The organism is Elusimicrobia bacterium HGW-Elusimicrobia-1 (assembly GCA_002841695.1).
GTDB lineage: Bacteria > Elusimicrobiota > Endomicrobiia > PHAN01 > PHAN01 > PHAN01.
Genome location: PHAN01000001.1, coordinates 57505 through 82563 on the forward strand (window position 1 = coordinate 57505; position 25059 = coordinate 82563).

Annotated in this window: 24 protein-coding genes; 20 read left to right on the forward strand and 4 right to left on the reverse strand. The window is 53.7% G+C overall.

Annotated elements, in window-relative coordinates; translation table 11 throughout:
- The first annotated feature begins 86 nt into the window (after positions 1-86).
- The 16 genes from CVU77_00295 (at position 87) to bioA (ending at position 14686) form a co-directional block, all read left to right on the forward strand.
- Entirely contained in the window at positions 87-512 is a 426-nt protein-coding gene (locus CVU77_00295) for a hypothetical protein (protein ID PKN02274.1), read from the forward strand.
- A 4-nt stretch (positions 513-516) separates the two neighbouring features.
- The gene (locus tag CVU77_00300; GenBank protein PKN02275.1) at positions 517-1656 is read left to right on the forward strand and encodes a cysteine desulfurase; all 1140 of its coding nucleotides are present in this window, start codon (positions 517-519) and stop codon (positions 1654-1656) included.
- 93 nt (positions 1657-1749) lie between these two features.
- On the forward strand, positions 1750-2418 hold the full coding sequence (locus tag CVU77_00305; GenBank protein PKN02276.1) for a DNA lyase: 669 nt from the start codon (positions 1750-1752) through the stop codon (positions 2416-2418).
- 33 nt (positions 2419-2451) lie between these two features.
- A complete protein-coding gene (locus tag CVU77_00310) occupies positions 2452-2673 on the forward strand; it encodes a hypothetical protein (protein ID PKN02277.1) in 222 nt (73 codons plus the stop codon).
- 81 nt (positions 2674-2754) lie between these two features.
- A complete protein-coding gene (locus CVU77_00315) occupies positions 2755-3039 on the forward strand; it encodes a hypothetical protein (protein ID PKN02278.1) in 285 nt (94 codons plus the stop codon).
- Positions 3008-3898, forward strand: a complete 891-nt coding sequence (locus tag CVU77_00320; protein PKN02279.1) for a 4Fe-4S ferredoxin — start codon at positions 3008-3010, stop codon at positions 3896-3898. Before CVU77_00315 ends, CVU77_00320 begins: the two co-directional genes overlap by 32 nt.
- A gap of 64 nt (positions 3899-3962) precedes the next feature.
- Positions 3963-4823 (forward strand): adenylyltransferase, encoded by an 861-nt coding sequence (locus CVU77_00325; GenBank protein ID PKN02280.1) that lies wholly within the window; start codon positions 3963-3965, stop codon positions 4821-4823.
- 206 nt (positions 4824-5029) lie between these two features.
- Positions 5030-6799 carry an aspartate--tRNA ligase gene (locus tag CVU77_00330; protein PKN02281.1) on the forward strand — a complete coding sequence of 590 codons (1770 nt, stop codon included), beginning with the start codon at positions 5030-5032 and terminating at the stop codon, positions 6797-6799.
- Positions 6796-7830, forward strand: a complete 1035-nt coding sequence (locus CVU77_00335; protein PKN02282.1) for an aspartate-semialdehyde dehydrogenase — start codon at positions 6796-6798, stop codon at positions 7828-7830. The genes CVU77_00330 and CVU77_00335 overlap by 4 nt, the downstream gene beginning before the upstream one ends.
- A 32-nt stretch (positions 7831-7862) precedes the next feature.
- A complete protein-coding gene (locus tag CVU77_00340) occupies positions 7863-8549 on the forward strand; it encodes a hypothetical protein (GenBank protein PKN02283.1) in 687 nt (228 codons plus the stop codon).
- Positions 8550-8728: 179 nt separating this feature from the next.
- Positions 8729-9619: a biotin synthase BioB gene (gene bioB, locus CVU77_00345; GenBank protein ID PKN02418.1), complete on the forward strand. Its 891-nt coding sequence runs from the start codon at positions 8729-8731 to the stop codon at positions 9617-9619.
- A complete protein-coding gene (locus CVU77_00350) occupies positions 9591-10343 on the forward strand; it encodes a 3-oxoacyl-ACP reductase (protein PKN02284.1) in 753 nt (250 codons plus the stop codon). Before bioB ends, CVU77_00350 begins: the two co-directional genes overlap by 29 nt.
- Positions 10340-11437: a hypothetical protein gene (locus tag CVU77_00355; GenBank protein PKN02285.1), complete on the forward strand. Its 1098-nt coding sequence runs from the start codon at positions 10340-10342 to the stop codon at positions 11435-11437. The genes CVU77_00350 and CVU77_00355 overlap by 4 nt, the downstream gene beginning before the upstream one ends.
- Entirely contained in the window at positions 11434-12615 is a 1182-nt protein-coding gene (gene bioF, locus CVU77_00360) for an 8-amino-7-oxononanoate synthase (protein PKN02286.1), read from the forward strand. The genes CVU77_00355 and bioF overlap by 4 nt, the downstream gene beginning before the upstream one ends.
- Entirely contained in the window at positions 12606-13268 is a 663-nt protein-coding gene (gene bioD, locus CVU77_00365; GenBank protein ID PKN02287.1) for a dethiobiotin synthase, read from the forward strand. Before bioF ends, bioD begins: the two co-directional genes overlap by 10 nt.
- A complete protein-coding gene (gene bioA, locus CVU77_00370) occupies positions 13247-14686 on the forward strand; it encodes an adenosylmethionine--8-amino-7-oxononanoate transaminase (protein ID PKN02288.1) in 1440 nt (479 codons plus the stop codon). Before bioD ends, bioA begins: the two co-directional genes overlap by 22 nt.
- A gap of 217 nt (positions 14687-14903) precedes the next feature.
- Here bioA and CVU77_00375 read toward each other — a convergent pair whose 3' ends face one another.
- The 4 genes from CVU77_00375 to CVU77_00390 all read right to left on the reverse strand — a co-directional run bounded on the left by CVU77_00375 (position 14904) and on the right by CVU77_00390 (position 19330).
- The gene (locus CVU77_00375; GenBank protein ID PKN02289.1) at positions 14904-16289 is read right to left on the reverse strand and encodes a glucose-6-phosphate isomerase; all 1386 of its coding nucleotides are present in this window, start codon (positions 16287-16289) and stop codon (positions 14904-14906) included.
- A gap of 218 nt (positions 16290-16507) precedes the next feature.
- A complete protein-coding gene (locus CVU77_00380; protein PKN02290.1) occupies positions 16508-17104 on the reverse strand; it encodes a hypothetical protein in 597 nt (198 codons plus the stop codon).
- 16 nt (positions 17105-17120) lie between these two features.
- Positions 17121-18701: a DUF1957 domain-containing protein gene (locus tag CVU77_00385; protein ID PKN02291.1), complete on the reverse strand. Its 1581-nt coding sequence runs from the start codon at positions 18699-18701 to the stop codon at positions 17121-17123.
- Positions 18702-18706: 5 nt separating this feature from the next.
- Positions 18707-19330 carry a hypothetical protein gene (locus CVU77_00390; GenBank protein ID PKN02292.1) on the reverse strand — a complete coding sequence of 208 codons (624 nt, stop codon included), beginning with the start codon at positions 19328-19330 and terminating at the stop codon, positions 18707-18709.
- Positions 19331-19532: 202 nt separating this feature from the next.
- Between CVU77_00390 and CVU77_00395 the strand changes: the two genes are divergently transcribed.
- From CVU77_00395 to CVU77_00410, 4 genes are all read left to right on the forward strand, one after another.
- Positions 19533-21098 (forward strand): hypothetical protein, encoded by a 1566-nt coding sequence (locus CVU77_00395; GenBank protein ID PKN02293.1) that lies wholly within the window; start codon positions 19533-19535, stop codon positions 21096-21098.
- Complete coding sequence (locus CVU77_00400; protein ID PKN02294.1) at positions 21095-22306, forward strand: hypothetical protein; 1212 nt, start codon at positions 21095-21097, stop codon at positions 22304-22306. The genes CVU77_00395 and CVU77_00400 overlap by 4 nt, the downstream gene beginning before the upstream one ends.
- 265 nt (positions 22307-22571) lie before the next feature.
- On the forward strand, positions 22572-23849 hold the full coding sequence (locus CVU77_00405) for a hypothetical protein (protein ID PKN02295.1): 1278 nt from the start codon (positions 22572-22574) through the stop codon (positions 23847-23849).
- Positions 23842-24999, forward strand: a complete 1158-nt coding sequence (locus tag CVU77_00410; GenBank protein PKN02296.1) for a hypothetical protein — start codon at positions 23842-23844, stop codon at positions 24997-24999. Before CVU77_00405 ends, CVU77_00410 begins: the two co-directional genes overlap by 8 nt.
- The last annotated feature ends 60 nt before the right edge of the window (positions 25000-25059 follow it).

Here is a 25059-nt window from a genome sequence, read left to right on the forward strand (position 1 = left end):
CCTTTGGAAACTCGTCATCCGAAAAAGTTAGTTTCACGCCTTGACAACCCCGCCGATTATTTATATAATATACCAATCATCTATGGATGATATGTATAATCAGACAAATGAAAATAACATCAAGAATCTGCTACGGCTTAAGAATTCTGGAAGTCCTTGCCGACGAATATAAAAAATCTGGCGGGAATAACTATGTTTCTTCGAGCGCCATTGCGCTGCGCGAAAAAATATCAAAGAGATACGCCGACGGTCTTCTGGCCCTTCTTACACTTGCCGACATAGTGGCCGCCCGTCACGGCTCGTCCGGCGGATACGTCCTTACGCGGCCGCCTTCGTCGATAACGGTGCGCGACGTATTTGAGGCGCTTGAGGGCTATACGCTCTCATCCAGATGTCTCGATAAAAAAAGCGGCTGCTCCAAACGCTCGGATTGCTCCGGCCGCAAGATATGGAAAAAGCTCGAATCCGAAATGTTAAAAACTCTCACTAACACCACTTTGGCGGATCTTTGAACAAATGATATATCTCGACAATGCGTCCACCACATTCCCGAAGCCGCCCGAAGTCGTAACGGCCGTAACGGAGTTTCTTCGAGCCGGCGCTGTGAACCCCGGCAGGGGGAATTACGCCGCCGCCCTTGCCGCCGCAAAAATAATAGAAGACGCCCGTTTCAGGGTCGCCTCGCTTTTCGGCATCAAAAACCCGTCGCGGTTGGCGTTTACACTCAACGCCACCGACGCGCTGAATGCCGCCATAAAAGGTTTTGTGCGCTCGGGCGACCGCGTTGTGGCGACCACACTGGAACATAATGCCGTCGTGCGGCCGCTTTCGACGTTGTCGCGCAAGGGTCTGATAGATGTCGAGTTTGTGCGGCATACGCCGGAAGGGCTGATAGAGCCGTCGGCCATAGAAAAATCGCTCGAGAAAAAAACACGCCTCGTGGCGATGACCCACGGCTCAAACGTATTCGGCGCCGTCACGGATATTGAGGCGGTTGCGGCGATTTGCCGTCGGAAAAACGTCGCCTTGCTTGTGGACGCCTCTCAGACCGCAGGCCATGTCCGGCTGGATGTTGAAAAACTCGGACTTGATTTTGTCGCTTTTTCAGGACACAAAGGTCTCTACGGCCCGACGGGAACGGGATGTCTTTACGTGCGCGAGGGCATCGAAATATCCCCCTGGCGCGAGGGCGGAGCCGGAGAAGGTCAGGCGCGGGCATCCTCCGAGGAACTCAAAATGCCGCTCTTTATAGAAACGGGCACACAAAATACCGTCGGCATAGCGGGTCTCGGCGCCGCCGCGAAGTTCGTAGCCGATAATTTTTCGGAGATAGAATCCCGCGCGGCAAAACTTACGCGTATCATAATTGAAGGGTTATCGTCGATAAAAAACGTCGAAGTACTTGGGCCGAAAGATGAATCCGCAAAACTTCCAGTGGTTTCATTTATAGTCAGGCGTGATAATTTTTCCGCGAACGCAATGTCCCTTGCGCTTGACGAAGGTTACGCAATATCCGTGCGCGGGGGCGAACATTGCGCTCCGCTGGCGCACAAAGGATTTTATGAGAGCGGCACGCTTCGCGCAAGTCCGGGTTTTTTCAATACGCCCGAACACGCCGAAAAATTTGTAGAGGCCGTTGCCGGACTGTTGCGGTAAAAAAATAGAAATCTCCCCCTACCCCTCTTTAAAAAGAGGGGTAACCCTCCCCCTTTAAAAAGGGGGAAAGAGGGGGATTTAAATATATTTAATATGAACAGCCGCGCGGATATTGCCGCTATTAAGAAAAACCATCGTTTGCGCAAAGGCGCAATACAAAAAAGAATAGCCGAGTTCAGACGGAAACTTTCCTCGCCGCCCGACGACATTTTCGCGGAGCTTTGTTTCTGTCTCTTGACGCCGCAATCAAAGGCAAAATCCTGCTGGGCGGCGATAGAAAATCTCAAGTCAAAAAAACTTCTCTCTCGCGATTGTCGCGCTCCGGCTTCTGCGCTTGCCGCCGCGATCAGCGGTGTGAGATTTCAGAATAATAAATCGCGCTATCTTGTGGAAGCGCGCGGACATTACGATTCCGTGTGCCGGTCTCCGTCGGGGGTGAAAGGCCTTGCCCGCGCGAAAGCGTCCGCCATAATAAAATTCCGAAATGAGTTGGCCGGCAGGGTCAAAGGTTACGGATTCAAGGAAGCCAGCCACTTTTTAAGAAACGTGGGATTGGGGCGGAATCTTGCCATACTTGACCGCCACATACTCAAAAATCTCGTAAAATTCGGAGTCATAAAAGAAATTCCCGATACGATTGCGCCGAAGGCGTACGTGAAAATGGAAGAAAAAATGCGGCTCTTTTCCGCCGCTCTAAAAATCCCCATGGACGAACTCGACCTTGTTTTCTGGTCGGAAGAGACAGGGGAGATATTCAAATAAAAGACGGTCACTAAGGACTGTCGGGAGAAAATGATGAAAGACAAAGTGGAAGCGGCTCTTAAAAAAGTCAGACCGATGCTGGAACGCGACGGAGGCAATATAGAACTGGTGGAAGTCACCGATTCCGGCGTGGTGAAAGTAAAACTCACCGGCGCGTGCGGCTCCTGCCCCATGAGCCAGATGACCCTTAAAATGGGTGTCGAAAGAATTTTAAGGCAGGAAGTCCCCGAGATAAAATCAGTCGAGGCGGTCTGATGTTTTGTGATGGCAGTGACAGGTCGTTCCGTCAAACCGGCGGGACGCGCTGACCTGACCCTGTATAGCAGAGGATCGTTTATGTCGCGGTTAAAATGTCCCGGCTCCACGCCGGGCAATATCATGTCGGATTCAGTTAAATGCGCTTCCTGCGGGCACGCCACGGAGATATTTTCCGACGAGACGTGGATAAGGTGTCCGTCGTGCGGGTCGCGCGTTGAACGCGCCGCGGACAAAAAGAAGGAAGCGTCCTGCTACGATTGGTGCCGCTCCGCGCGCGAATGTATGGGAGCGGCGGCTTATAATAAATATATGACGGAAAGGAGCGATAAAAATGAAAGTAAAAAGAAAGATAATAAAGATTGACGACGATAAATGCAACGGCTGCGGGCTTTGTATACCAAACTGTCCCGAGGGCGCGTTGCAGGTGGTGGACACCCCGAAAGGCCCAAAGGTGCGGCTTGTAAAAGAAAACTTCTGCGACGGTCTCGGCGCCTGCCTCGGAAACTGTCCGACGGACGCTCTTAAAGTCGTGGAGGCCCAAGTGGACGCCTACGATGAAAAATCCGTGATAAAACACATAAAGAAAAACGCTCCCGAAAAACTCGTGGAGCACATAGAACACCTCAAAGAGCACGCCGCCGAGCTCGACGAAGAAACGCTGAAAGCCGCGGGCATAAAACCCGAAGCCGTCAAAGCGGGCGACGGCGGTCGCGCCGCGCACGCGCATGGCGCTTCGCATAAGGGCGATTCACCCTGCGGATGTCCCTCCGCGTCCACGATGTCGTGGGATGACGACAAAAAAACCGGCGAAGACCGTCGCGGTTCGTGCTGCTCCGATACGGATTCTCCGTCGGAGCTCAGACAGTGGCCCGTCCAGATGAAACTCGTCAATCCGATAGCTCCGTATTTCTCGCTGCCCGGCGGCACAAATCTCGTCGTTGCAGCCGACTGCGTGCCGTTCGCCTACGGTAATTTTCACAGAGATTTCTTGAAAGGCAGGACGGTGGTTATCGGCTGTCCTAAGCTCGATGACATAGAATATTACGTCGAAAAACTTACCGACATATTCAAGGGCGGCAATATCAAAAGTGTGGAGACCATAATAATGGAAGTCCCGTGCTGCTCGGGATTGCGTTCCGCCGTCGACGAAGCCATTCGGCTGAGCGGAAAAAAAATCGCGCACATAACCACGGTAGTCGGCATCAAAGGCGACTTAAAGTAGTGATTAGTGGCGAGTGGTTAGTGTTTAGATGAAATAAAACGGCGTATAGCGCGGATAAATACAGATGAAACTCAGCGATTCTCAGATAGAGCGTTACTCCCGTCAGATAATACTCGACGGCATAGGCGGCGCCGGTCAGAAAAAGCTGCTGGCGGCAAAGGTTCTTGTCGTCGGAGCGGGCGGGCTGGGGTCGTCGTGCGCGTACTATCTGGCCGCCGCCGGCGTGGGAAAAATAACTGTCGCCGATTCGGATAAGGTCGAACTCAATAATTTGCAGCGTCAGATTCTTCATAGTCAAAAATCACTGGGTATGGGCAAGGCGCTGTCGGCCAAAAAAACTATAGAGTCGCTGAATTCCGACGTAAAAGTTACTGCGCTGCCCGTCAGAGTCACCGCGAAAAACGCGCTCGCTTTGGTCCGCGCCGCGGATGCCGTGGCCGATTGTTCGGATAATTTTCCCGCTAAGTACCTGCTCAACGACGCCTGCGTAATAGCCCGTCGTCCTCTGGCGCATTCCGGCATACTCGGCTTTGCCGGACAGATAATAACAGTCCTCCCCGGAATATCCGCCTGCTACCGATGTGTGTTCCCGACCCCGCCCGCTCCGGGGGACATACCGAGCTGCCGCGAGGCCGGAGTGCTGGGCGCTGTGGCGGGACTTTTCGGAATTCTTCAGGCCGCCGAAATCATCAAGATTATACTTGGTATCGGACGACCGCTCTCCGGACGCATTATAGTCGGCGACTTGTTGGGCGGGGAATTCAGGGACATATCCGTTAAAAGAAATCCGTCGTGTCCGGTCTGCGGGCGTCGCCCGACGATAAAGAAGCCGCGCGACTCATCACCCGTCTGCCCGCCTTCGTCCTATGCCATCTCACCGCCGCTCTCACCACTTGTCATTGCGAGGTCAAGGGCTTGCCCCTGACCGTGGCAATCTCACAATAAGTAGGGACAGGTCGCGACCTGTCCCTACAACTCCTCGCAATGACATTGAGGTTTTGTCTTTTGCGGAAGCGCAAGGCGCGTCGCCCGTTTTTTTGAATGATTTTTCCAAATTGATAAAATCCATTACTTCCATGTTTCAAATCATGCGGAACAGATGTGGGTTTCTCAAATCAAACCTCTAATTTTATGATGCGAACGAATTATTGCGGCGAACTTACCGTAAAGAACGAAAATACCCGCGTGTCATTGTGCGGATGGGTGCATTCCCGACGGGATCACGGCGGCGTCATTTTTATAGACCTGCGCGACGTCAAAGGAATTGTACAGACGGTTTTTAATCCCGGTTCGGACATTTTTGCCTCCGCCGAGAATCTTAAACCGGAAAGCGTGGTAAGAATAGAAGGCGCCGTGCGTATGCGTCCCGAAGGAACCCGCAATTCAAAAATAAATACCGGAGACATAGAAGTCGTGGCCGAGAGCGCGGAAGTGTTGAACGAATGCGCGCCGCTTCCTTTTTCCATATCGGACTATGCCGAGGTTTCCGAGGAAGTCCGTCTGAAATACCGTTATCTGGATATGCGCCGCACGTCGGTAAAGGACACGTTTATTTTCCGCTCGCGTTTGAGCGGCGTACTTTCGGAATTTCTCAGGCGTGATGGTTTTTGCGAGGTGGAAACACCTTTTCTTACCAAATCCACACCCGAAGGCGCCCGCGATTTTCTGGTTCCTTCGCGGCTTACGCCCGGCGCTTTTTACGCTCTGCCGCAATCGCCGCAGTTGTTTAAGCAGCTTCTTATGGTTGCGGGATTCGACAGGTATTTTCAGCTCGCCCGCTGCTTCCGCGACGAGGATTTGCGGGCCGACCGCCAACCCGAGTTCACCCAGTTGGATTTAGAGATGTCGTTTGTCGAGGAAAAAGACGTCCGGGATGTAATAGAGCGTTTGCTGGCCGAGGTTTTTGAAAAACTTCTGAATCATAAAATAGCGCTGCCGATTCCGAGCATCTCTTACTCTGAGGCCATGCTCAAGTACGGAAGCGACAAACCGGATTTAAGGTTCGGGATGCCGATAGCGGACTTGACCGGCGAACTTTCGTCGTCGGGATTTAAGGTTTTTCGTCAGGCGGTTGAAAAGGGCTCAGTAGTGCGGGCGTTGAGGATTCCCTGCGCCGCCGCATTTTCGCGCGCCGAGATAGACGGGCTTATAGCCAAGTCGGTTGAGTTCGGCGCCGGCGGACTGGCCTGGATGAAAAAGACCTCTTCGGGTTTTGAGTCCAATATAGTCAAATTCTTCGCTCCGGCGGAACTCGACTCGATTTCTTCCAAGACGGAAGCCGTCGACGGAGACCTTGTGGTTTTTGTGGCCGGTTCGCCCAAAATCGCGGCTTTTATTCTCGGACAGTTGCGGCTTCTTATGGCCGAGCGTCTCAAAGTAAAGCGCGAGGGTTATAATTTTGTCTGGATAACGGATTTTCCTCTGCTTGAGAAAGACGAGACGGATGGCGGGTGGGCGGCTATGCACCATCCGTTCACGTCGCCGGCCGATACCGCGGGTTTCCTCGAAGATAAAATCCCCGTCGAAAAACTGCGCGCCCGCGCGTATGACATAGTTCTTAACGGCACCGAATTGGGCGGCGGATCCATACGCATACATTCGCCGTCCGTGCAGCGAAAAATATTTGCGCTGCTGGGAATATCCGACGACGACGCCCGCCGCAAGTTCGGTTTTTTGCTCGACGCTCTCAACTACGGCGCGCCGCCCCACGGAGGCATCGCGCTCGGCATCGACCGACTGGCGGCTATTATGCTCGGAGAAAATTCCATACGCGAGGTCATAGCTTTTCCTAAAACTCAGAGAGGTTCCTGTCCTTTGACAGGCGCCCCCGCCGATGTTTCCGAAAAGCAACTCCGCGAAATTTATATAAAGACAACAGTTTCAAAGGAAAAGGAAAAATGAGCGCGTTAAAAGTGGCAGTCGCCGGCGCGACCGGCGCCGTCGGTATCGAGATGATAAAAATGCTGGACAGCAGGAACTTTCCCGTCGGAGAGCTTATACCTCTTGCGTCCGAACGTTCCGAAGGCAAAAAGGTCGTTTTTCGCGGCAAGGAAGTAGCGGTCAGAAATCTGGATAAATTTACCGCCGCGCTTCCGGCGGGAGCGCCCGCTTTGGCGCTATTTTCGGCCGGCGGCGATGTTTCCAAACTTTACGCTCCCAAGTTTGCCGCAGCCGGCTGTTTCGTAGTGGACAATTCTTCGGCGTTCAGGATGGATGACGGCGTTCCGCTGGTCGTTCCGGAAGTAAACGCCGATGTCCTGTCGGCCGATAAAAAAATAATAGCCAATCCCAATTGCTCGACGGTACAAATGGTCGTGACTCTGGCGCCTCTTCACAAAGCCGCCAACATCCGCCGCGTGATTGTGGCCACCTACCAGTCCGTTTCGGGAGCCGGCGGCCGCGCCATGGAAGAATTGCTGTCGCAGACCAAAGCGGTCGTCGAAGGCCGTCGGGTTCCGCCTCCGTCGAAGTTCGCTTATCAGATTGCTTTCAATCTGATTCCGCAGATAGACGTATTCCTTGAAAACGGATACACTAAAGAAGAGATGAAGATGGTCAATGAGACCAAAAAAATTATGCGCGACAGTTCGATAGAGTTGTCGGCCACGTGCGTCAGGGTGCCGGTTATGAGAGCGCACTCGGAAGCGGTCTGGGTCGAGTTCGAAAAAGACATTTCGCCCGACGAGGCGCGTGACATACTCAGGAAAGCTCCCGGAATAGAAGTTGTCGACGACCCGTCGGCGAAAAAATATCCGATGCCTCTGGACGCGCAGAACAAGCAGATGACCTACGTCGGGCGAATCAGGCGCGACGTGTCCGCGGCAAAAAAATCATTGACTTTTTGGATAGTTTCTGATAATCTACTGAAAGGCGCCGCGTTGAATGCCGTGGAGATAGCCGAAGCTCTTTTAAATAAGAAGTATTTGGTATAATCTTCGGCCAGTATGCCAGGCACGGGACTAATATGTCAAAAAAACTTATAGTCAACGCCGACGATATGGGGCTCAGGGAGTCCGTTAACCGCGGGATAGTCGTCGCCCACAGAAACGGAGTGGTCACATCCGTGAGTTTGTTCGCCGAGGGCGAGGCCACTGCCGACGCCGTCGCCAAGATAAAGGAAAATCCCTCGCTTGGCGTGGGGCTTCATCTTAATCTTGATAAATATTTCACTATCGACCACCACAAAGGCAGCGCCGTGGGCTTTATCTCTCCGGCGCCTTCCATCGACGAAATAAAACAAGAAATCCTCAGACAGTTCGACGTATATCTTTCCTTCGACCTGGGTTGCGATCACATTGACTCTCATCATCACGCGCATTTGGAGCCGGGGATATTCAAAGTGGTCTGTGAAGCCGCGGCGTCCCGCGGAGTAAAAGCCGTGCGGCTGCCGCATAAGTTCTTTCCCGATTATAAAGAGTATGAGCCCCTTAAAAATACCCTTGATTTTAATAATCTGAAATATCCCGACCACTGCATAGAAGGTTGGTATTGGGGCAACGTCGACGAGAATTATCATGTTGCCGAGCTCCTGACGCATCCCGGTTACGGCGAGCTTTGGCGGGAAGCGGAGCTGGCCCACTGCTGTCAGCCGCAGTTGAAACAGTATTTCCTCGACCAGCGCATTGAACTCTCCAAGTTCTCCGATTTGTAAGACCTTATTTTTTTACATTCTTTGTCAACCGGTATGTAACTCCGGTTTACACATAAAGGATAAGAACCGTGACGATAAATATTGAACATCTGGCATCCAAAGTTCTCGACGGTAAAACTCTCGATGAAAAAGAATGCGAGTCGATTTTTTTTGCCGGTTACGAGCGACTGTCCGAAGTTATGTTTTATGCCGATAAGATAAGACGGCATCATAAGGGAGACCGCGTCCGTCTGTGTTCTATAATAAATGCCAAGTCGGGGATGTGCTCCGAGGATTGCCGTTTTTGCGCGCAGAGCTCCCATGCGCGTTCAAAAGTGGATTCATATCCGCTGGTTTCGTCCGGCGAAATCCTTTCGGCTTACAAGAAAGCCGACGGAGCGGGCGCGTTGTGTTTTGGCGTGGTCACTTCGGGCAGGGGAGTATCCGCGGAAGAAATTGAGCGAATCGGGGAAGTGATAAAAAAAATATCCTCGCAGAGAGCCGCGAATCCGTCGAAGAGGTTCTCCCGTATCAGCGCTTCTCTGGGCGAATTAAGCCGTGAACAAATCGTTTATCTGAAAAATTGCGGTCTTCAAAAGTATCATCATAATCTTGAAACATCGGAAAAATATTTTCCGTCCGTATGCACCACTCATTCTTATTCCGACAGGATAAAGACGCTGAACGCTCTAAAGGCCGCGGGTCTGGATTTGTGTTGCGGCGGACTTTTCGGCATAGGTGAAAGCGCGCTCGACCGTTTTGAGTTCGCGATGGAGTTGCGGGGGATTTCGCCGTCGTCGGTGCCGCTTAATTTTCTTAATCCTGTGGCGGGGACCGAACTTGAAAACGCGCCGCGTTTGTCGCCCCGTGAAATACTGGGCATTATCGCGGCGTTCCGGTTTGCTTTGCCCGACAAGGATATAAGCGTTTGCGGGGGCAGGGAAGTGAATCTTAGAGATTTGCAGTCGTGGATTTTTTATGCGGGAGCCAACGGTATGATGACCGGCGGCTACCTGACTACGACGGGACGCTCTCCGGATGAGGACAGACGAATGATAGACGATCTGGGGCTTGAGGTCGGCGGTGAGTAAAAAAGTCGCCGTTGTCACCGGCGGCGCCCGGGGTATAGGAAGGCGTATCGCCGCGGAGTTCGCGTCGGCGGGGTATCGCGTAGCCGTAAATTGCAACAGGTCGGCCGATGCGGCCGCTAAGTTTATCTGCGAGCTTCACGCCGGCGGGTTTGAGGCCGAAAGTTTTAAGGCCGATGTGTCCAAATCTTCCGAAGTTCGCGATATGATGGAAAGCATTTTTCGCAAATTCGGAAGGATGGATGTCGTGATCAACAATGCCGCGGTTATACGCGACAGAACCGTGTCTAAAATGTCTGACGACGAATGGAACGAGGTGATTTCGACGGATCTTTCCGCCGTGTTTTACGTTACAAGAGAGGCGGCAAAATTTTTTACGCGCGGCGGATCGGGCGGCTCCATAGTGAATATTTCTTCCATTGTCGGCGTGCGCGGTAACGTCGGCGAGGCGAATTACGCGGCGGCCAAGGGCGGTTTGATATCGTTGAGCAAATCGTCGGCGATTGAATTGGGAGGTACGGGAATAAGAGTCAACTGTGTTTTGCCGGGCTTTCATCTTACCGATATGGGGCGCGCGGCTCCGGAGGCGTATTACCGGAAGAATGCGGCGGAAAGCGTGCTGAAAACGACGACTTCCGTTGACGAACTGGCCCGTTTCGTGGTTTTTATTTCGGAGCTTCAAACTGTTTCCGGTCAGGTATTCAATGTGGATTCAAGAATAATATGAGAGATATTCCGTCGGTTACCGGAATGGGCGCGGTGACGCCTCTGGGCGTCGGTGTGTCGGCCGGATGGCGTGCCCTTGTCCGCGGCGATTCGGCAGTATCGCGCGGTTGTAATGGTTATCCGGAAGCAAGGCCTCCCGATGGTTTCAGGGGGGAAGACAGGGCTTACGATATGTTGCTTGCCGCCGTGGACGAGGCGCTCGGCGCGGCAAAAATTCCGCGAGAGAGAAAAGTATGTTTTGTGCTGAGTCAGTCGAAGCCGGGCGCGGGGATTTTTACGGATTTTTTTCCGAACATAATGGGCGCCTGCGGCGCTCGCGCGGCGTCGAATTTTGATTTTGCCTCAAAAACCGTCAAGAGCGCGGTAGCCGCCTGCGCCGGCGGAATACAGTCGATATTTTGCGCGATTTCGGCTCTGGACAGCGGACAGTACGACGCGGTCGTGGTCGGCGCGGCGGAGGCGTCCATAGAACCGCTGTACGCGGGTGCTTTCGGCAATATGGGAGTTTTGGCGCGCGAACGCGTAAGGCCGTTTGACGAAAGGCGCGAAGGTTTTGCGCTCGGCGAGGGAGCGGCGGCTATTGTAATCGAAAGAAAGAGCGCCGCCAATGCCCGCGGCGCCGCGGTTATTGCTGAAATATCGGGCATAAGCGTGTTGTCGTCGTCGGATACTCTTAATATAGGCAGGGACTCCGGCACGGTAACGCGGGCCATCAGGGCAGCCGCCGGCGAGCACATCGACCGGATAGATTATATAAACGCGCATGGTACGGCCACGCGGCAAAACGATCCGGCCGAAGCGCGCGCCATAGCGGATGCTTTCGGCGAACGCGCGCGCAAGATTGCCATATCGTCGACGAAAGCGGCCACCGGACATATGCTCGGAGCCGGCGGAATGGCCGAGTTCATATTTTCGATTTTGGCTATGGTCGAAGGTCTGGCGCCTTCGACGCTGAATTTGGAAACGCCTATTGCCGACCTTGATTTTGTTGCGGGTACGACTGCCCGCGCCGCAAGGATCCGCAGGGCGATGTCTCTCTCCTACGGCTTCGGCTCGCAGATAGGGGCCGTTGTCTGCGCGAAACCCGGCTTATGAGCAAACTTGATTTTATCGACGAAGAACTTCGCCGTCTGGAAAGCGCCGCGCTGTTGCGGCGGATGCGACGCGCGGCCCCGTCCCGTCCCGCTTTGCGGGACGGGACGGGGCCCGGCCGCCTCAATCTGGACGGTCGGGAGGTCGTCAATTTCGCGTCGAACGACTATCTGGGGCTCTCGACGGCCCCCGCAGTAACGGCGGCGGCCGGGTCCGCCGCCGCGTCCCGCGGCGGCGGCGGCGCGTCCTCGCGGCTGCTATCAGGCAACTCCGACGTCCACGAAGAACTCGAGCGGCGTCTCTCAGCGTTCAAAAGCGCCGAAGCCGCGATGGTCTTTCCGTCGGGCTATCAGACCAACCTATCGGTAATATCCGCCCTTGCCGGCGACGGCGACTGCGTGCTGCTCGACCGCCTCAACCACGCCTCGCTTGTCGACGGCGCGCGGCTTTCCGGCGCGCGCGTGGCGGTTTACCGTCACGCCGACCCCGACGACCTTGAGCGCGCGCTGAAAATAATTTCGCGCCATCGCCGACGGTTGATAGTCACCGACGCGCTGTTTTCAATGGACGGCGATCTTGCTCCTCTCGGCGACATCGCTTTCCTTGCCGAAAAATACGGAGCCATCCTGATGATCGACGAAGCGCACTCTACCGGTATATTCGGCCTCCGCGCCGCCGGCGCCGCCGAGCATTTCGGCGTAGAAGACAAAATCGACGTGAAGATGGGAACACTCTCCAAGGCCCTCGGAGCGCAGGGCGGGTTCGTCTGCGTATCGTCTCCGCTGCGCGAATATCTGGTAAACAAAGCGCGCGGGTTCATATATACGACCGCGCTCTCGCCGGTGGTTTGCGCCGCCGCTATGGCGTCTCTGGGTATCGTCGAGAAAAATCCCGGGGCCGGTCGCGCGCTGCTGGAACGCGCCGCGAAACTCCGCGCGGAAATAAAACGTATCGGATTCGACACCGGAAAATCCGTATCGCAGATAATTCCCGTTATCGTCGGAGACAGCGCCCGCGCCGTTGCGCTTTCGAGTTTGCTTTTCAAAAAGGGTTTTTACGCTCCCGCGGTCAGATATCCCACTGTTTCAAAAAAGTCGGCGCGCCTGAGAATATCCGTAACCATTGCCCACTCCGACGAAGACATAGCGCGATTTGTCGAGGCGCTTAAATTATGCGCATAAAAAAAATTGCGGCGGTACGCGGTATTTTTGTGACGGGGACCGATACCGGCGCGGGAAAGACATATGTGTCCTGTCTTATAGCGTCGGCAGTCGCGGCGGGCCGGCGTGTTTCCGTTTTTAAGCCGTATCTGAGCGGCTCCCGCGCCGACGCGCGGAAGCTTCTTGCGGCTTCCGGCTCGTCACAGCGAATCGACGAAGTCAATCCGTATTTTTTTAAGGCGCCGCTGGCTCCGTTTGTGGCCGCGCGACTCGAAAAAAAACGCATTTCCGTCGCGCATACCGTCGAAACTTTTAAAAAAGCGTGTCGTGCCGCCGATTTCGTTATAGTGGAAGGCGCAGGCGGACTCTTTGTTCCGGTTGCCGGCGGATTTCATATTATAGATTTGATAAAAAAACTGCGACTGCCCGCCGTGCTCGTATCCCGCGCCGGTCTCGGGGCCATAAATCACACCTTGCTGAGCGTCGAAGCGTTGTCCCGACGAAAAATCAGGACGGCCGCCGTCGTCATAAATAACTACACCGGCCGCGGAGCCGCGCAAAAAACCAATCCTGCCGTTATCCGGAAATACGTTAGCGCGCCCGTCTTCGTCGTAAAAAAAGACGCGTGCCGCGCGCCGAAAGGACTTTTGAAATGCATTTTGAAAAAAGTATGAAGACCCCGTCGATATCCGCGCTCGACAAAAAATACGTCTGGCATCCGTTTACGCAGATGGCCGACTGGGCAAAAGAAGACAATCTCGTAATTGAATCGGGCCGCGGAATTTATTTGAAGGATACGAACGGGAAAGAATACATCGACGGAGTGTCCTCATTGTGGGTCAACGTGCACGGCCATCGCAAGTCCGCCATAGACAACGCCATAAAAAAGCAGCTCGGGAAAATCGCTCACTCGACGTATCTCGGCCTGGCGCACGCGCCCGGCGCTCTTCTGGCGGAGCGGCTGATTCGCCTTGCTCCGCGCGGTCTTGAGCGGGTATTCTATTCTGATTCGGGATCGACCGCCGTCGAGATAGCTTTAAAAATGGCTTTCCGGTACTGGCGGCAGAAAAAAAATCCTTCGCGCGGCAAGACCATGTTTCTGTCTCTGAAAAACGCCTATCACGGCGATACCATCGGTTCGGTTTCCGTCGGGGGGATGGATCTTTTTGGCGAGAAGTTCCGGCCGCTGCTTTTTAAGACATTATTCGCGCCGTCGTCTTACTGCTATCGTTGTCCGCACAGAACAAAAACTTCCGCCGCGGCTCCGCGCGTCTCCCGAAAGACCCGCGCCGGCGGCTTCCGGATTCATTGTATATCCGTCGGATGCAAGGGGGAATGTTTGAAAGCCGCCGAAGATATTTTCAAAAAACATTCCCGTCGCATAGCCGCGGCCGTCGCGGAACCCATGATACAGGGCGCCGCCGGGATGCTGACTATGCCGCCGGGCTATTTTAAGGCCTTCGCGGATCTCTGCCGGCGATACGGAACGCTTCTTATTGCCGACGAAGTCGCAACCGGCTTTGGCCGCACCGGCAAGATGTTCGCCTGCGAAATAGAAAACGTGCGCCCCGACATTATGTGTGTAGCCAAGGGAATAACCGGAGGATATTTGCCGTTGGCGGCTACGCTGGTCTCTGAAAAAATCCATCGGGCATTTCTGGGACGCTACGAAGATTTCAGAACTTTTTTCCACGGCCACACATATACCGCCAATCCCCTTGCCTGCGCGGCGGCCATTGCGAACCTTGAAATATTCAAAAAAGAAAAAACTATCGGGAAGTTGCCGGCAAAAATAGCCGCGCTTTCCGCCGCGCTGCAAAAACTCTCGTCGGAAAACTCTTTCGTCGGCGATACGAGACAGCTGGGTCTTATGGCGGGAATAGAAATCGTAAAAGACAAAAAAACGGGGAGAATGTTCGCCGTCGAAGAAAAAACGGCGATAAAAATCTGTCGCCGCGCGCGTGATTACGGCGTGATACTTCGACCGCTGGGCAACGTTATCGTGATAATGCCGCCCCTGTCGGTTACCGTCGGCCAGATAGAAAAAATAATAAACGCCGTTGGAAAATCAATAAGAGACGTTCTGCCGTAAGCAGCTGTAAAAATTAGCAAAGTATGTCATTCCCGAACGTTTTTATCGGGAATCTACCCAAAATGTCATTCCCGAATGTCGTTATCGGGAATCTACTATAACCTTAAATTCTGGATTCCCGTTTGCACGGGAATGACGCTTGGGTGCGGCTTTCCACTGGAGTTTACCCCGCACCAAATTGGCGCGGCGCGGGAATGACAAAGAGAAATAAAAAAAATCAAACCTTCCGCGCCGTAAACCGGTTTTTGAATTCCTCTATATCTTTTTTCTGCGTCTCGAATCCTGCGCGTCCCATCAGTCCGTAGGTCAGTTGTTTACCCAGCTCCACCCCCGGCTGGTCGAAGGCGTTAATGTCGAAAAGTTCGCCGGCATACGCGGTGGCAAGTTCCAGCATATAAAGCAACCCGCCGATATTTTCCTCGTCTATCGTCGGAATATCGATAGTCATATTGGCGCGCTGTTCCTTCGCCAGCGCGGTTCTGGTTGCGTCTTCCTCGCATTTTATCAGTTCACCAAGAGAGCGTCCTTCCAGATAATGAGAATATCCTACTTTGGGTATGGGCGCGGATTTTCTGAATTTCCCCGCCGATAAAAACACCACCACTTTGTCGTAAGGCCCCTCGATGTAAAGCTGAACCTGCGAATGCTGGTCGGTGGCGCCCAGAGCTTTAACGGGAGTGGGGCCCACATTTATTGTTTTACCGGCGGTGTCGGATTTTTTTCCGAGAGATTCGGCCCACAACTGCCTGAACCAGTCGGCAACGGGATAAAGCGCGTTGGAATAGGGCATCATCACGCAGATTCGTTTGCCTTTAAGATAAAGAAGATAGTTCAGCGCCGCAAAAACCGCGGCCGGGTCTTCGAGCGGATTCGCCGCGGCCGAACATTTTTGATCCATCGCCTTTGCGCCCGAAAGAATTTTGTCGATTTTTATTCCCGCCGCCGCGGCCGATATAAGCCCCACCGGAGAAAGCGCGGAAAATCTTCCGCCGACGTTCGCGGGAATATCGAAACTCTCTATGCCTTCCGTGGAGGCCAATTCTCTTAAGAAGCCCTTTTGAGAGTCGGTGGTGAAAACCAGATGATCGCGGTATTTTTTGCCCGCTTTGTTTTCGAGGATTTTTTTGAAGAAGAAAAAATTGGCAAGACCTTCGGCCGTTGTGCCGGATTTCGATATGACATTGAAAACCGTTTTTTTGAAATCAATAGTTTCAGCCAATCCCTTGACCAGTTCCGGATCCACGTTGTCCGGCACAAAAATCCGCATCCATCCGCCGCGGGATTTTTTATCAAGAAGATTCCAGAACGGATGGCGCAGCGCGCCCTGCAGTGCGATGTTTCCCAGCGCCGACCCGCCGATTCCGACCACCACGAAGTTGTCGAAGCGTTTCTTCAGCTTCGAGGCGAGACGCTTTATTTTAGCGGCGTCTTCGGTTTTATAAGGCAGTTCCATAAAACCGAGTTTTCCGGCGGCTTTTTTTGCGCCGACGGCTTTTTTGGCCGCGCTCAGACGGTCCTTCAGCGCAAGCAGTTCTTCGGCGGTTACGCCGTGTTCTCCGACTACGTCCGACATTGAATAGGTATAATTAAGTTTAACGTCCATAATTTTTCTCCTTGTTTTCACCCTTCGCTTTTGTCACCCTGAGTGAAACGAAGGGTCTCGCTTCGGCTCAAGATAAACTCCGCGAAGAATCTCGTCTTTCGACGACAAGATAGACCCTTCGCGGAGTTTATCCTGAGGCATTACGAGATTCTTCGCTTCGCTCAGAATGACGCTCGCCGAAGGGCTCAGAATGACAAATACGGGGGTTTTCAACGGCCTCACCTTACTTTTTTTGCCGCTTCGACGTATTGTTCCCAGCTCGACACGGGTACGACGAGTTTTTGCCTGGGATATATTACGCGGGGATTTTTGACGGAGGATTTATTGGCCAGATAAATATAGCGCCACTTCCGGCCGTCGGCAAAATGCCGGCGCATTGAGGCGATGTCCCACAAAGTATCGCCATGGCGGACTATGTAAATCCTGTCCGAAAACGCCGCCTCTTTTATCTCTTTTATCGACTGATGAGCCAACTCCCACGCCTTGTTCGCGTCGCCCTCGGCGAGGGTTTCCTTGGCGATACGGAGGGTGACCTGTCCTTTGGATGCGTTAAGATTTTCGCGCCGCGCGATTTTAAGATATTCTCCGGCCACGGCGACGGCCTCCCGCGCCAGGGCAGCTTTCCGCACGAGGTTTTCCGCTTCAAGTTCGCGCTTGCGCGCGTCAATTTCCGCGCGGGACTTTTCTTCTCTGCGCGCCCGCTCCAATTCCGCGCGGGCTTTGGAGATTTCAACTTGCTTCGTGTATTCTTTCCAGCCGAAAAAGCCGGCCAGCGCCACGATAAGAAGTATCAAATGGAGTTTGGTTATTTTCAACGAATCCTCCCTCTGTTCACAAGTAAACCCTGTAATCTATATCGGGAAAAATATTGTCCCTGCGTTCCAATTCCGTCACATACTCGCGGTCAAGCCGGCCGGTTCGGACATGTTCGTAAAGTTTGGTAAACCGCCGCAGATGGTCGGTGGTGCGCTTGCGGGCGTATTCCACCATGGTGCCGGTCGTCATTATAAAAGCCCAGTCGCTGGACTGCGCCAGCATCAATTCTCTGGCCATTTGGTTGAGCGCCCTCCGCGCGTCGAGGCGAGCCGAGGGATTGTCCCGCGCGATTTTTGTCATTCTTTCTTCCGCCTTGTGAAGATGACGGTAAATCCAGTCGTTTGAGCCGTTGAGCCACACTTCAAAGTAGCCCTTGTCGCCCCAGGATGACGCCGCCGGACTTGATATTTGATTCTTCGGAAAGCGCGACAGATACTCCGACGGAGTGATGCACTTTACGATGTTCTGGTCGTAATGAATTTTTCTGAAAAGATAGTCCAGGAACAACGGCCCCTCGAACCACCAGTGACCGAAGAGTTCGGCGTCGAAAGGGGAAACCACCACGGGCGGACGGTCCATTATACTTGAGAGATATTCCGCCTGTTTAGTTCTGTTAAACAGAAAATTTCCGGCGTGCGACGCGGCCGTCGCCGATGCCTTTGCCGGGTCGTAAGGCATTTTCGCGTCGAGAGAAACCTTACCCGTAACGCGGTAATATTTAAGCCCTACATTCCGGCGCACTCCATCGTCGTGAAGGTATGGTTTTATGTAATCGTAAGGCAGATCGTATCCGACGTCGCGGTAGAATTCCCTGTAAGACGGGTCGCCAGGATAGCCGGCGTCGGCGCTCCAGACCTGATGAGCCGTTTCCTGGTCCCTGCCGAAACAGGCCACGCCGGAAGGAGTGTAGAGCGGCGCGAAAATACCGTATCTCGGACGCGGTTCCGCGTATAAAATTCCGTGCGCTTCAAGAAAGAAAAACCGGATGCCCTCTTGGCGCAATATCTCTTCGATGCCGGGCGAATAGGCGCATTCGGCCAGCCATATTCCGCGCGGATTGCGTCCGAAATGCCGCCTGTAATCTTTTTTGGCGGCGCGAATCTGGGCAATCGCCGCGGCGCGGTGAGTCATCAGAGGAAGAAATCCGTGCGTCGCGCAGCAAGTTATTATCTCTATATGCCCTGAATCCTGGAGTTTTCTGAAACCCGCAAGAATCCTGCCGTCGTATTTGTCCAGAAGCCGGCGGCAATCCGCCAGTATATTTTTATAAAGAATCGCAGAGCGGTTGAATTCGCGGCGGTTCTTGGTGCGCTCCACTTCTTTATCCGCGAGTTCCGCGAGCTTTGCTATGCGCGCGCCGTAGCGAGTCATTAAAAGCTCGTCGGACATCATTCCGGCCAGCGACGGCGTTATAGTCATTGTGACGCGAAAATGGATTTTTTCGGAAACAAGGCGTTCAAATATGGAAAGAAGCGGCAGGTAGGTTTCAGTCAGCCCCTCGTAGAACCAATCCTCTTCGAGGAAATCCGGATATTCGGGGTGGCGTACGTACGGAAGGTGCGCGTGGAGAACGGGGCACCAGTATCCTTTTGGCATCGGATTTATTTTTTTGAGGTATTGGATTTTGAGCGGCCCGACAATACTCCGGAAGACGGCATAGACATAAGTTCCTTCCATCGTTCGGTCATAAGGCGGGCCATGGAAACGGATCCTGCGCCGGCTTCCAGACCGCCGGAAAGCTCAATTATTTTTTCAAAATCTTTTTCCGTTATGCCCCATTTCTCGTCCGTTTTGTCAGAAATCCCGAATCTGGGGGACGCCACGGGATTAGACCTGGCCGCCGCCGTAAACACGCCGTCGGCGCCGATTACGCCTATCTCCACGCACCATACGCGGTTGACGCGCCCGCAGTTTATGTGCCAGCTTCCCGACTCGGGGGCAACAAAAATATCGAAAGCCGCAAGGGCGTTCCTGCCGTTGAATTTTACGCCCGTTATGTCGTAAACCCTGAGCGCCCACACGGCGCGCGATTTTGGTTTCGGCGGCAGTTTTTTGGTAAGCGCGGATATCTTATTTTGGTTTATTTCCCAGTAGACGTATATCCAGAGAGGATCCCTGGGGAGAGCGACAATCTTGGTGTCTCCGTATGACGCCGGAAGTCCGTGCGCCGTCGCTTGCGCCGGACGTATCTTTCTTAAAGACATTGAACCTGCGATTTTGGCCATAATTTATGCCTCGCCTCGTCGAAAATATAACTTCAAAATAATACATTATTGAGGCCTTTTTGTCAAGCGCGCCGGACGTGGCCGCTTGTGTGTCCGGTATGGGCGCGTTAAAATACGCCTGCGACTGTTTTGCCGTCGGCGAATGTTTGATTTTTTAGAGTTTATTAGGTAGAATAACGTTCACATTTCAATGCCATCAGCGATGACGAGACACTTTAAAGCAGCCGCGGTTTCCGCCGCGTGTTTTTCTGCGTTCGCAATAGCGGGTTTTGCCGCCGTGCCCGCGGCGACAGAGCGCGTTTATTTCTTTCTTTCCAGAACTCAAAGTCCCGACGGAAGTGTCGGCGGCGAAATACGTCGCGCGGCGGATCAGGCGCTTGTCGCCTCCGTTTTTCTGTATCGCGGGCATATAAACAGGGCGCGAAGGGCGCTCGATATTCTCGACAATATAAGGGAGGCCGACAAAAAATCAGGCGGATTCAAAGGGTTCGCGCAGACCTACGACGACAAATCGCGGGTCGTCTCGGGGCGCATCGACCCGTTTGCGCAGGCGGCCGCCGCATCGGCTTTTTATAACTACAAATCCATTGCGGGTACAAGCAGATACGACCGTTCGATGTCGGCCCTGGCGGACTTGTATCTCGCGCGGGTCAACCCGTGGGGCGTTGTCAGCGATTTTTCCGCGCTCTCATCGACGTCCGCGCTGCCGGCGACAATATCGTCGCCATCGGCGGTCGAAAATCTCTGCGCCTATTATATTTTTAACGCGGCCGCCGCCTACACGAGAGACGACCGCTACTTAAAAGCCGCCAAGCGTCTCGGATACGCGCTGAAAGATTTGTTCTTTGAAGAAACCCGCAAGAGTTTTGTCGCGGATTTGTCGGGCGGGCCGGCCGCGCCGGATTCTTACGCCAATATGCTTGGAGCGTTGTTTGGCGGCCCGTGGCGTCCGGCGGTGTCGCTTGACGCCGGAGGCGGTTTGGGCCGTATGTCCTTATCCGAATTGGCCGCAGCGCAGTACACCGCGTCCGCGAATTCGTCCGTGCCATCGCCCGAGCCGGCAACGGCCATGTTCCTGAGTTTCCCGCCGGAGATACCCGACGGAGCGTTTATAGGCGCATCGGACGGACAATCCCGCCCGAAACCGGACTATTTCGCCACTGCGGTTTTTGTTTTTCTGGCGGAAAAAAATAATCCGTTTGCCATTCGCGACGAAAACTTTTTGCGCCGCGTGGACGGCGCCGAAGTTCCGCGCGGCGAGCAGTGGAAGTCCGACGGATTTGAGTCCGGTGAGAGAGAGTTTTATTCGGCGCCCCGCGAAGCCGTTCGCAACGCCGACGTGTTCTTAAGCCCCGACAATCAGTCGAAAAAAAACGGAAGTTTTTCCCTGAGGGCGCAGTATTTGCCCTTGAAAAACGAGAAATCCTCGGCCATTGTCACCAGGGTTTTCTACCCCGCGCAGGATTTTTCCGGAGCGGGCCGCTTACGGTTTTGGCTCGCTGCCCGCCCCGCGGTTTTTACTTTGGGCGCGATGAATCTGAAAATCCGCCTCAGAGTAATAGACGAATCCGGAGTGTGGGCGGATTCCCAGCCGTTAAATTATTCCGGGCGCGGCGTGGAAAACTCCGTGGTCTGCCCCGCGGGTTTTACGCCGTCGGCCGTCGGAAAACATCCCGACTATTCCAAAATAAAAAAACTTGTCTGGATGTTTGAAGAAGAAACCCAGACGTCCTGGAACATAAATCTTGACGACGTGAGGATAGAATGACGAGATTATCGACGCGCTCCGCCGTTGCCTGCGCGGCGTTTATATTAACGGGCGTTTCCGCTTTCGCGTCGACGATTTCCCGCTTTCCCGGCATGGCCTCCGCCGGAGTGTCCGAACCCGACGGCCCGTCGGCCGCGCTGCTTAACCCCGCCTCTCTGGCGGTAACCGAAGAAAGCGAGTTTTCCGTCGGTTTGGCGAACGGCCGCTCGAAGGGCATCGACTTAGGCGCTTCTTACACCGGGATATTCAGAAAGTTTGCTCCCGCCTCGGCGTTTCTATCAAAAAATCTCTCGACCGGCGAGTTTGATTTTTCCGCGGCTTTCGGACGCAAGGAAACACTGAACTTTTTGCCGGGTTTTTCATGGGGCGCGCGCGCGGGCGTTTCGGCCGCAGATGACGGCGCCATAGCCGGCGGACTGACCGCCGGAGCCCATTTTCCCGTCGATGCGTGGCGTTTCGGCGCGGCCCTGGCGTCCGGCGGCGGCAGGCCCTCCGCCCGTTTGGGCGGCTCGACATATCTGCTGGACGAATATCTGCTTGCCGCCGACATAGACACGGATTCCAAAATCTATCTGGGATTTGAAACCGGAGTTTACGGCAATCTCGGCCGCGCTCGCGCGGGATTCAATACCCGCGACGAAGCCGTCTCCGTCGGACTGGGAGCGTATCTCTGGCCTTACGCCGTCGACGTATATTACTCCGTGCCTCTGAATATTGCAACATCGGGGCGGTTTGGATTTTCCTTTGTGTACCGATTCGGCGGATACAATTTTTCACAGGTGCTTCTGGAGCGCAATACCGAAAAAACCATGTATCTTGAAAAACGCATAAGGGACGCCAAGTCCGAGCTCTCGACGCTCAACAAGAAGCTAGTTGAGACGGAAGACGCCTACCGGAAAGCGCGCGATTTCGTGGACATTCTTGACTCAGAGGCGTCGGAGTTGATTAAGCAGAAATTAAAGATGATGAAGGGCGGTGTCGACGAGAAACCTGCGGCGGCGCCCGCGCCTCAGCGTCAGGCGGTCGCCGCTCCCAAGCGCACGTGGCCGGTTCGCCATCGCGCGCAGGCCGGAGATTCATTAAGGTCGCTGGCTCAGCAATATTACGGAGATTCCAACAAGTGGCAGAAGATATACGACGCAAATCGCAATAAAATCGAGCGGGGTTTGCCGAAAATCGGAGAAGATATAATAATCACCGCGCCGTAACGCCGCCGTATGTCATTGTGAGGGCAAGGGCGCGGCGATCTGACACGAAGAGTCATTCTGGGTCCTTCGGCGGCGTCATTCTGAGCGTAGCGAAGAATCTTATAATGCCTCAGGATAAACTCCGCGAAGAATCTCATTGAGATCCTTCGGGCGTTGCCCTCAGGATGACTGCTTTGCGGTCAGATTGCTTCCCCCGCTTGCGCGGGGGCGGGCTCGTCGTTGTAGGTAGGGGTGAAAAATCTTTCGCCCCTACAAAATCCTCGCAATGACAAATGGGGAAAAGCGGCCTTGTAATGACAGGCGGGAAATCCCGCTCTTAGCAATGACGCAGGATGCAAATAAAATGCTCAAAGACGAACTGGAAAAATTAAAGAAGGAATGGGCGCCGAAGATAATGACCGGCTCCGGCGGCGAAGCCGCCTCCGAACTTTTTTTAAGACGAGCGGACATCGTCGGAGCCGCCGCCGACGACGAAATATCAAAACTTCAGAAACAGAACGCTTCTTATCGCGACGAAAATGAAATCATAAGAGGGCTTATAGGCCTTTCCGACGTCGAGACCAAGGCCAAAATACTTGCTCTGGTCGAGGAAACGCGTTTTCTGCGCGAACATATCATAGAACTCAAAAAAGCCGCCGACAAACTTTCCGCGGATTTGGAGATCTCGCGCATCGAGGTTGAAACCGTAAAACGCGACGCGTCAGTCATTGAGGAAGTTCACAGAAAAGAACTCGACCGCCTCCGTGAGGTCATATCCGGCACGGAAAAAAAACTTTCCGTCATAGACGCCGGCTGGAAGAAAAAATACGACTCCGCCGCTTCGGAACTCGGCGGACAGCGCGCCGCGTATCACCGTCGGCTGGAAAGCTCTTCCTCCGATTTGTGGAGTTTTTCGCAGGTTGTGCTCGACGGGTGGGTAAGACACGTCCGCGACAATCTGGGCGCGGTTTTCGGCGCCACGGATTATCTGTCGGGATGTCTCGATCAAAAAATAACGTCCGTCAGAAAACTTAAAAAAGACATAGAGCCGGATCTTAAACTCATCAAGGAGAAAACAACCGCTACCGTTGACACTTTCAATAAAATGGCGGAATTTTTTCTGGTAAAGCCCGAACTCAAAAAATGCGACGTCAACGCGATTTTTCGCAAGTTGAAGGAAAAATACTCGCGGATTTTCGGGCTTACGGTCAAATGGCCGGAAGAAAAAGAATATCCGCCCGTTGTCTGCGACGAGGAACTTCTCGCCGCCGCGGTGGGAGAGTTGGTGGACAATTCCGCGGACGCTCTCGGCGGGGAAGAAGCCCGCTCCGGCTCCATAGACGTCAGCATTGTTTGCGACGACATTTCGTTTGCTGTCGAGGTCTCCGATTCGGGCGCCGGCGTTCCTCCTGAAAACGAGGAAAAATTGTTCACGCCTTTTTTTACGACAAAAACCGGCAGAGACGGCTTGGGACTGGTTCGCGCGAAACGAAACATACTTTTCCACGGCGGCGAAATACACTATTCCGCCGGCAAATTCAGATTCAAAATAAGCCATGAGTGAAAAAATACTTGTAGCCGTAGCCGATCCGTCGTCCCGATCCGCCCTTATGTCGGCGCTCAAAAATTCCGGATACGGTGTATACGACATAGGCGAAATCGTCTCGGCGGCCGACGCCTTCTCCAAAGTTAATCCGTCGCTGATAGTGGCCGACACGGAGTTCACGGACTGGTTTCTCTCGCAGTTTCGTCAGGCGGCGTCCAGGGACTTGCCGGTAATCTGTTATCTCAAAGAGCACAACGCGCGGCTGGCTTACGACTATCTAAAAAAGGGAGCGTATGACTGCATCACCGATCCGCTGAGACCCATAGAGATAGTCGATATCGTCAACAAATCTCTGAGCAAGGATGTGCTGTCCTTCGATAAGTCCGCCAACCAGAACATATTCGATTATGTGGCCGCTCTGCCGCTTATCAAAAAAATATATCTGGCCGCCGGTTCGGCCGCGTTTATCGGCATTTTCGGGCTTTTGGTTTATCTGGCCGCCAGCCCATCGGTCGGAAAAGAGATAGAAGTGTCCCACCGAAACGTAACGGGCGTGATAGTAGGCGCCAAATCGGTTTATGTGAGCGATTGGTTCACCCAATCGGTGTATCGTTACGCCCGCGCCCGCGGCGAATTGCTGGACGTGTACTATTTTTCGGATTTCGGACCTTTGGGACTGGCCACCGACGGCGCGTCGATTTATTCCGTCGGCACGGATTCCATGATCCGCCGCCACGTGGTCAACGACGCCGCAAAGCGTCTTGAGACGGCAGAAGAGTACACCGCGCCCGGACTTGTGTCGGGCGGAGGCATTTTCGCCGAGAAAGATTTCATCTGGGCGGGCGACACTCAAATGAAAAAGTTGTTCCTTTACGAAATAATCCGTGCCGTCCCGCCTTCGCCGGGCGCATTAAGAAAAATAGGGGAATATTCCACCGGCGCCATATCGCCCGTCGCCGTCTGTAAAAAAGGCGACAAAATATTTCTGGCCGACGGCGTCACCGGTTCCGTTTTTTCGGGGAAAATAATAGACGACAGGTTCATCCCGCAGAAGGAAAACACGGCGCCGCCGGGTTTTCGCGTAGTTGCCTGCGCCATAGAAGAATCCGGATTTCTGGCGGTATTCGCCGGAGACAAAACCATTCTTAAAAGGACAAAGTTCAAATAAATCGAGTTGATTTAAAAAACTATCTTTTTCCCCGTATGCCTGCCCTCGAACGTTTTTATC

Coding starts and splice junctions, on each gene's coding strand:
- CVU77_00295 (PKN02274.1), top strand. CDS start 87: ATGATATGTATAATCAGACAAATGAAAATAACATCAAGAATCTGCTAC.
- CVU77_00300 (PKN02275.1), top strand. CDS start 517: ATGATATATCTCGACAATGCGTCCACCACATTCCCGAAGCCGCCCGAA.
- CVU77_00305 (PKN02276.1), top strand. CDS start 1,750: ATGAACAGCCGCGCGGATATTGCCGCTATTAAGAAAAACCATCGTTTG.
- CVU77_00310 (PKN02277.1), top strand. CDS start 2,452: ATGAAAGACAAAGTGGAAGCGGCTCTTAAAAAAGTCAGACCGATGCTG.
- CVU77_00315 (PKN02278.1), top strand. CDS start 2,755: ATGTCGCGGTTAAAATGTCCCGGCTCCACGCCGGGCAATATCATGTCG.
- CVU77_00320 (PKN02279.1), top strand. CDS start 3,008: ATGAAAGTAAAAAGAAAGATAATAAAGATTGACGACGATAAATGCAAC.
- CVU77_00325 (PKN02280.1), top strand. CDS start 3,963: ATGAAACTCAGCGATTCTCAGATAGAGCGTTACTCCCGTCAGATAATA.
- CVU77_00330 (PKN02281.1), top strand. CDS start 5,030: ATGATGCGAACGAATTATTGCGGCGAACTTACCGTAAAGAACGAAAAT.
- CVU77_00335 (PKN02282.1), top strand. CDS start 6,796: ATGAGCGCGTTAAAAGTGGCAGTCGCCGGCGCGACCGGCGCCGTCGGT.
- CVU77_00340 (PKN02283.1), top strand. CDS start 7,863: ATGTCAAAAAAACTTATAGTCAACGCCGACGATATGGGGCTCAGGGAG.
- bioB (PKN02418.1), top strand. CDS start 8,729: ATGTTTTATGCCGATAAGATAAGACGGCATCATAAGGGAGACCGCGTC.
- CVU77_00355 (PKN02285.1), top strand. CDS start 10,340: ATGAGAGATATTCCGTCGGTTACCGGAATGGGCGCGGTGACGCCTCTG.
- bioF (PKN02286.1), top strand. CDS start 11,434: ATGAGCAAACTTGATTTTATCGACGAAGAACTTCGCCGTCTGGAAAGC.
- bioD (PKN02287.1), top strand. CDS start 12,606: ATGCGCATAAAAAAAATTGCGGCGGTACGCGGTATTTTTGTGACGGGG.
- bioA (PKN02288.1), top strand. CDS start 13,247: ATGCATTTTGAAAAAAGTATGAAGACCCCGTCGATATCCGCGCTCGAC.
- CVU77_00375 (PKN02289.1), bottom strand. CDS start 16,289: ATGGACGTTAAACTTAATTATACCTATTCAATGTCGGACGTAGTCGGA.
- CVU77_00385 (PKN02291.1), bottom strand. CDS start 18,701: ATGCCAAAAGGATACTGGTGCCCCGTTCTCCACGCGCACCTTCCGTAC.
- CVU77_00390 (PKN02292.1), bottom strand. CDS start 19,330: ATGGCCAAAATCGCAGGTTCAATGTCTTTAAGAAAGATACGTCCGGCG.
- CVU77_00395 (PKN02293.1), top strand. CDS start 19,533: ATGACGAGACACTTTAAAGCAGCCGCGGTTTCCGCCGCGTGTTTTTCT.
- CVU77_00400 (PKN02294.1), top strand. CDS start 21,095: ATGACGAGATTATCGACGCGCTCCGCCGTTGCCTGCGCGGCGTTTATA.
- CVU77_00405 (PKN02295.1), top strand. CDS start 22,572: ATGACAAATGGGGAAAAGCGGCCTTGTAATGACAGGCGGGAAATCCCG.
- CVU77_00410 (PKN02296.1), top strand. CDS start 23,842: ATGAGTGAAAAAATACTTGTAGCCGTAGCCGATCCGTCGTCCCGATCC.